The organism is Actinotignum timonense (assembly GCF_900155575.1).
GTDB lineage: Bacteria > Actinomycetota > Actinomycetes > Actinomycetales > Actinomycetaceae > Actinotignum > Actinotignum timonense.
In genome coordinates this window covers 1408389-1412925 of record NZ_LT706966.1, presented here as the reverse complement: position 1 = coordinate 1412925, position 4537 = coordinate 1408389, and the positions used below count along the sequence as shown (strand labels likewise).

Below are 4537 nucleotides of genomic sequence, written 5' to 3'. Positions count from 1 at the left end.
CCCCGCCGGTTCCCACGATTTCCAGGGTGGGGAAAGGAACCTCGAAGTAATCAGCGTGCTCGCGCATCGCAGTGGCGCAGCCGGAAATCTCATCGGTGGTTTCTGCCCGCGCGTTCTTGGTGGAAAGCGCGGCGAGGAAGGCTGCCGTCTGGGTGGGAGTGCTTTCCCCGCCCATGATCTCGTTCATAACGGTGTAGGCCTCGTCATAGGTGAGATCCTGCTTGGACACAACTTTAATAATGGCTTCTTTAATCATGACAACTCCGTACTTTGGAAAGTTTGTGTGGACTGCGGTGCTGAGCGGGCTGCGCTAGGCGTGCTGTGCTAGGCGGGCCGCGCTGAGCTAGGCGCCGCGCGCCATCGCCCCCGTGCGGCTTTCCACCAGCGGCAGCGCAGCTGGGCGCGGGTGGAGGCAGCCATGGCGGCAGCCGTAGCGGCAGTAGCCGGCGTGGCGGAAGGCGCCATGATGGAGACAGTGAGTGTGGTGGAGTGCCGGCGATGCGTGGATAGGGCATCGGGGACATGGTACTCAGGTGAATGCGGTAGGTCCCGTTGCACGGGATTCTCCTCTCAAGTGGTTGGGGCGGCGTAGTTGCGCCGCAGGGGAACGCTTCTTAGGCGCGCCACCATCGCCAGGCCGCACCGGCCTGACCCTGTACCTTGAGATCCTGCTGCATAGCTGTGAGCTTAGCCCACCCCGGGTGACGCCCCCGCCCCGGTCCATCATGCGGACAGGTAAGGGCGGCAGCCAGCTGGCGGCGTCGTCGTACTACCAGAAGTGAGCGAGAGTGCCGCAGCTACCAGGCACGCAATTATTCTTATTGACTTTTCACCCAGCAATTCCCGGGATTTTTCGCGACGTTTCGCAGATTTGCCCTAGTGCTTTATGCGTGCATCGGTTAACATATTCAGGTCCCGAGTAAAGAAACCCATACCTTACATGCTTTCGTGATTGAAGAAGGACACCATGAAACATTCTGTTAAGTTGGCCGCGATTGCCGCGGCCGGGGCTTTGGCACTCACATCCCTGACCGGCTGCGCCACCGAAAACAAGGGCGCATCCGAATCGCCGGCCACCGACTCCTCAAAGGCCGCGGGCCTGTCGGTGGTGGCAACTACCGGTTACCTCGAAGATGTTATTCGCAATGTCGCTCCCGAGGCTAACGTAACCACCTTGGTCAAGCCCGGCGGTGATCCTCACACCCAGGAACTGACCACCCAGGATACCCAGGCCATCGAAAAGGCCGATCTTGTGGTGTGGACCTCCCACGATATGGAACACAAGATGATGGGCCAGCTCGAGAAGCTCGGCGACCGCCAGATCGCGGCCGCGGAAGCCATCCCGGAAGATAAGCTCCTCCCCTGGGAAGAAGACGGCAAGATCGAAGGCCACGACCCGCACGTGTGGAACTCCCCGGAGAACTGGCAGTATGTGGTGACGGCCACCGCCGCCAAGCTCGGTGAGATCGACGCCGCGAACGCGGACCTCTACAAGGCCAACGCGGAAGAATACAACAAGAAGATCGCCAAGGCCGCCGATGAAGCCAAGGCCAAGTTCGATAAGATCCCGAAGGAAAACCGCGTGCTCATCACCGGGCATGACGCCTTCAACTACCTGGGCGCTTCTTTCGGTATTGAAATCCACGCCACCGATTTCGTTTCCTCCGAATCGGAAATGTCCGCGGTGGAGCTCAACGAGCTCGCCACCCTCATTGCCGAGCGCAAGGTTCCGGTGATCTTCCAGGACAACCTCAAGAACCCCGAAGTCATTAAGCACCTCCAGGACGCGGTGCGCGAAAAGGGTTGGCATGTTGAGGTCTCCGATAACGAGCTCTTCGCCGATACCCTCAGCTCCGAAGCTCCCACGAATACCTACCTGGGCGCTTTCAGCTACAACGTTGATTCCATCGTCAGCGCGCTTTCGCAGAAATAGGTGATATCTATGGGATCCGCTACCACGCTGGCCTGTCAGATTGACCACCTGAGCGTCGCCTACCAGGATACGATCGCGGTGAGCGATGTTTCGCTCCGCGTCAGTCCAGGCCAGGTGGTGGCGCTTCTCGGCCCGAACGGCGCGGGGAAATCCACCGTCATGAAGGCGGCCCTGCGCCTTGTTCCGGCCCTCGCCGGGGAGGTCACCTTCTTCGGCGAACCACTCCCCCGGGTGCGTTCGCGTATTGCTTACGTGCCGCAAACCGCCACCGTGGATTGGGATTTCCCGACCACGGTGGGCGACGTCGTGCTCATGGGTACGTACGCCCAGCTGGGCTGGCTGCGCCGCCCGGGCGTGCGCCAGCGCGAAGCCGCCGCCGCGGCCATGGAGCGCCTGGGAATTTCCAATCTTGCCCACCGCCATATCAACGAGCTGTCCGGCGGCCAGCAGCAGCGCACCTTCGTGGCGCGCGCCCTGGCCCAGCACGCCGAGCTCTACCTCATGGACGAACCTTTCGCGGGTATCGATATCACCTCCCAGCAGGCGATTATGACGCTGCTGCGCGAACTGGTTGATGAGGGGAAAACCGTGATGATCGTGCATCACGATCTGCAGACGGTCCCCGATTTCTGCGATAGCGTGGTGCTGCTCTCTAGCGGCAAACTGGTGGCGAGCGGAAGCGTGGAGGAGGCTTTCACCGCGGAGAATATCGCGCGGGCGTACGGCCTTTCCATCGCCCTCGAACGCAAGTGAGGGCGCGGCGCAATGATTGATTTTATTTCCCCGCTGGAATTGTGGGGAACCTATATTTTCCGCACCATGCTCATCGGCACCACCCTCATCGGGGTGTTTTCCGGAATCGCTGGTTGCCTGCTCTACCTGCGCCGCCAGTCCCTGGTTTCCGACGTTATCGGGCACAGCTCCATCCTCGGTGTGGTTGCCGCCTTCACGGTGGCCACCCTGCTGGGCATGGATGGGCGCTCGATGGTGGTCCTAGTGCTCGGGGCAAGCGCGGCGGCGATGTGCGCCGTCGTTCTCACCAATATCATCGTGGCGCATTCGAAAGTGAAGGCGGATGCCGCCATGGCCATCTGCCTTTCGCTGTTTTACGGGGGCGGGATGGTGTGCCTGCGGCTGCTCACCCATTCTCACCTGCCCAATCGCGGCGGGATCGACAGCTACATGTTCGGCAATGCGGCGAATGTGCGCGCCGGGGACCTGGTGACCATCGCGGTATTCGGGCTGCTCACCGTTGCGGTGATTCTCGCTTTCTTCAAAGAAATCAAATTGGTGACTTTCGATCCGGTCACGGCGCAATTGCAGGGTTTCAGCCCGCGCGTGCTCACGCCGCTCATGCTGGTGCTCGTCACCATCGCTATCGTGATTGGAATCAAGGGCGTGGGGCTTATTCTCATGGTCGCTTTTGCGATTATGCCGGCCGCGGCCGCGCGCCAGTGGACGCACCGCATGTCCTCGATGATGGTGCTGGCCGGGATTTTCGGTGGGGTTGCGGGCGCGGCGGGCGCGTATCTGTCCGTCTGCCTGGGCAAGGTTCCCACCGGCCCGATCGTGGTGCTCCACCTCTTTGTTATTTTCGCGTTCTCGCTGCTGGCCGCGCCGCGCCGCTCGATTGTGGTGGTGGCCCTGCGCCAGCGCCGCTTGCGCGGTGATCTTGCCACCCGGGCGCTGGCTGCTTCGGAGAGGAGTGGGCAATGAGTTTCATTGTGGCGGTTATGTTGCTCGCGGTGGTGACCGCGGTGACCTGCGCGCTTCCGGGGGTGTTCCTGGTGTTGCGCGGGCAGTCCATGCTGGTGGACGCGATGTCGCACGCGGTGCTCCCCGGGATTGTGGTGGGCACGATTCTGTCTGGTTCCACGCATTCCCCGATCATGGTGGTGTGCGCGGCACTCATGGGTTTGGTGGTGGTGCTGGGTGCCCAGCAGCTGGATCGCACCCGGTTGCTCACCGGGGATGCCAGCCAGGGCGTGATTTTCCCGGTGCTTTTCGCCCTGGGTATTTTGCTGCTCTCAACCACCCTTTCTCATATCCATATTTGCCAGGACACCGTGCTCACCGGGGATCTCAATCTCATGGCTTTGAGCCCGGAACATATCATCATCGGCGGTTACGATATTGGCCCACGCACCATGTGGCAGCTGCTCGCGGTGTGCGCGCTCAACGCGATTTTCATCGCGGTGTTTTTCCGGGTTCTCAAAACCGATACTTTCGACGGTGATTTCGCGGCGACTATCGGCTTCCCGGTACGGGCGGTGGAGCTGGGGCTCATGATGCTGGTCTCCCTGACCGTGGTGGCGGCTTTCAATGCCGCGGGCGCGATCCTGGTTATTGCCCTCATGGTGGTTCCGGCGGCCACGGCGATTCTTTTCGCCCGCTCGCTGCGCCACCTCCTGGTTCTCACTCTCCTGATTGCGGTGGCCGAGGCGCTCCTCGGCTTCGTGCTGGCCCTGTATCTGGATTTGGCGACCTCGGCGATGATGGCTTTCACCGACGGGGTGGTGTTCCTGAGCGCGCTGGCCTGGTACAAGCTGAGCGGGCGCGCGGCGGCACGTAGCCACCGGCGCACCCTGAGCGTGCCGGCCGCTG

General features: G+C 61.7%; 4 protein-coding genes and 1 pseudogene. 4 read left to right on the top strand and 1 reads right to left on the bottom strand.

Annotation, left to right across the window (positions count from 1 at the left end; all coding sequences use genetic code 11):
- Nucleotides 1-256, bottom strand: a pseudogene (locus tag CZ322_RS05960) (anthranilate phosphoribosyltransferase); the annotation flags it as partial.
- 711 nt (nucleotides 257-967) lie between these two features.
- On the opposite strand from CZ322_RS05960, the gene CZ322_RS05955 reads away from it, so the two are divergent.
- The 4 genes from CZ322_RS05955 to CZ322_RS05940 all read left to right on the top strand — a co-directional run.
- Nucleotides 968-1933: a metal ABC transporter substrate-binding protein gene (locus CZ322_RS05955; RefSeq protein ID WP_087070585.1), complete on the top strand. Its 966-nt coding sequence runs from the start codon at nucleotides 968-970 to the stop codon at nucleotides 1931-1933.
- Between the two features lie 9 nt (nucleotides 1934-1942).
- Complete coding sequence (locus tag CZ322_RS05950) at nucleotides 1943-2686, top strand: metal ABC transporter ATP-binding protein (RefSeq protein WP_087070584.1); 744 nt, start codon at nucleotides 1943-1945, stop codon at nucleotides 2684-2686.
- Nucleotides 2687-2698: 12 nt separating this feature from the next.
- A complete protein-coding gene (locus CZ322_RS05945) occupies nucleotides 2699-3649 on the top strand; it encodes a metal ABC transporter permease (RefSeq protein WP_087070583.1) in 951 nt (316 codons plus the stop codon).
- Nucleotides 3646-4537: metal ABC transporter permease (locus tag CZ322_RS05940; protein ID WP_200807177.1), on the top strand; the 892-nt coding region annotated here is incomplete at its 3' end. The genes CZ322_RS05945 and CZ322_RS05940, both read left to right, overlap by 4 nt.